We start from the raw sequence: 1,918 nt of genomic DNA, 5'->3' as shown, positions 1-1,918 counted from the left end.
GCCGCTCCGAGGAGCGGCCTTTTTATCAACCCGCCTTGTTCTGGCGGTTTGCGATGAGGTCGTCGACGACGCCGGGATCGGCAAGCGTCGAGGTATCGCCAAGTGCTCCGAAATCGTCCTCGGCGATCTTGCGCAGGATGCGGCGCATGATCTTGCCGGAGCGGGTTTTCGGCAGGCCGGGCGAGAACTGGATCTTGTCGGGCTGCGCGATCGGGCCGATTTCCTGGCGGACGTGTTTCACCAGCTCCTGGCGCAGCGCGTCGTTGCCTTCGTGGCCGGCCATCAGGGTGACGTAGCAATAGATGCCCTGGCCCTTGATATTGTGCGGGTAACCGACAACGGCGGCTTCCGACACGAGATTGTGCGAGACGAGCGCCGATTCGACTTCCGCCGTGCCAAGCCGGTGGCCCGACACGTTCAGGACATCGTCGACGCGGCCGGTGATCCAGTAATAGCCGTCTTCATCGCGGCGGCAGCCGTCACCGGTGAAATATTTGCCCTTGTAGGTGGAGAAATACGTCTGGATGAACCGCTCGTGGTCGCCGTAGACGGTCCGCATCTGGCCGGGCCATGAATCGGCGATGCAGAGATTGCCGTCGGCTGGACCGTCCAGCACATTGCCTTCGTTGTCGACGAGTTGCGGTTTGATCCCGAAGAACGGTTTGGTTGCCGAACCCGGCTTGAGGTCGGTGGCGCCGGGCAGCGGTGTGATCATGTGGCCGCCGGTTTCCGTCTGCCACCAGGTATCGATCACCGGGCAGCGCTTGTCGCCGACCACGTTGTAATACCATTCCCAGGCTTCCGGATTGATCGGTTCGCCGACCGTGCCGAGCAGCCGCAGGCTTGTCCGCGACGACCGCTTCACGAATTCGTCGCCGGCGCCCATCAGCGAACGGATCGCCGTCGGCGCGGTATAGAAGATGTTGACCTTGTGCTTGTCGACTATTTCCCAGAAGCGGCCCTGATCGGGGAAATTCGGCACGCCTTCGAACATCAGCGAGGTGGCGCAGTTCGCCAGCGGCCCGTAGACGATGTAGGAATGGCCGGTCACCCAGCCGACATCCGCCGTGCACCAGTAGATGTCGCCGTCGTGATAGTCGAAGACATATTCATGGGTCATCGCGGCATAGACGAGATAGCCGCCGGTGGTGTGCAGCACGCCCTTCGGTTTGCCGGTGGAGCCCGACGTGTAGAGGATGAACAGCGGATCTTCCGCCTTCATCTTCACCGGCTCGCAATGTTCCTTCACGCTGGCGATTTCCTGGTGGTACCAGAGATCGCGGCCCGGCGCCCAGCCGGTCTTGCCGCCGGTGCGGCGCACCACCACCACCTTGTTGACGATGACGTGCTGGCGGGCGGCGATGTGGATCGCGGTATCGGTGTTTTCCTTCAGCGGCACCGGCTTGCCGCCACGCACGCCTTCGTCGCAGGTGATCACGAAGGTCGACTGGCAGTCGATGATCCGGCCGGCCAGCGCTTCCGGCGAGAAACCGCCGAAGACCACCGAATGCACGGCACCGATGCGGGCACAGGCGAGCATTGCGTAAGCCGCTTCCGGGATCATCGGCATGTAGATGGTGACGCGGTCACCCTTCTTGACGCCATGCTTCTTCATGACGTTCGCCAGCCGGCAGACCTGATCGTAAAGCTGGTTATAGGTGATCTTCTTGTCGATATAGGGATTGTCGCCTTCCCAGATGATGGCGGTGCGTTCCCCGTGCGTCTTCAGGTGGCGGTCGATGCAGTTGTAGGAGACGTTGGTCAGCCCATCCTCGAACCACTTGATCGAGACCTTGCCCTTGAAGGAGGTATTCTTGACCTTCGTATAAGGCTTGAACCAGTCGATCCGCCGGCCGTGCTTGCCCCAGAACTTGTCCGGATCCTCCACGCTCTCCTCGTACCACTTCTCGTACTTGTC

The 1,918-nt window shown here is 61.5% G+C and carries 1 protein-coding gene; it reads right to left on the bottom strand.

Going from position 1 to position 1,918, the window contains the following annotated elements:
* Positions 1 to 25 precede the first annotated feature (25 nt).
* The coding region (gene acs, locus C5L13_RS28380; protein WP_105386605.1) for an acetate--CoA ligase at positions 26 to 1,918 on the bottom strand (1,893 nt) is incomplete at its 5' end.

The organism is Neorhizobium alkalisoli (genome assembly GCF_002968635.1).
In the GTDB taxonomy this organism is placed as follows: Bacteria; Pseudomonadota; Alphaproteobacteria; order Rhizobiales; family Rhizobiaceae; genus Neorhizobium; species Neorhizobium alkalisoli.
The sequence above is the reverse complement of the archived record's forward strand: the minus strand, read 5'-3'. Positions and strand labels throughout refer to the sequence as shown.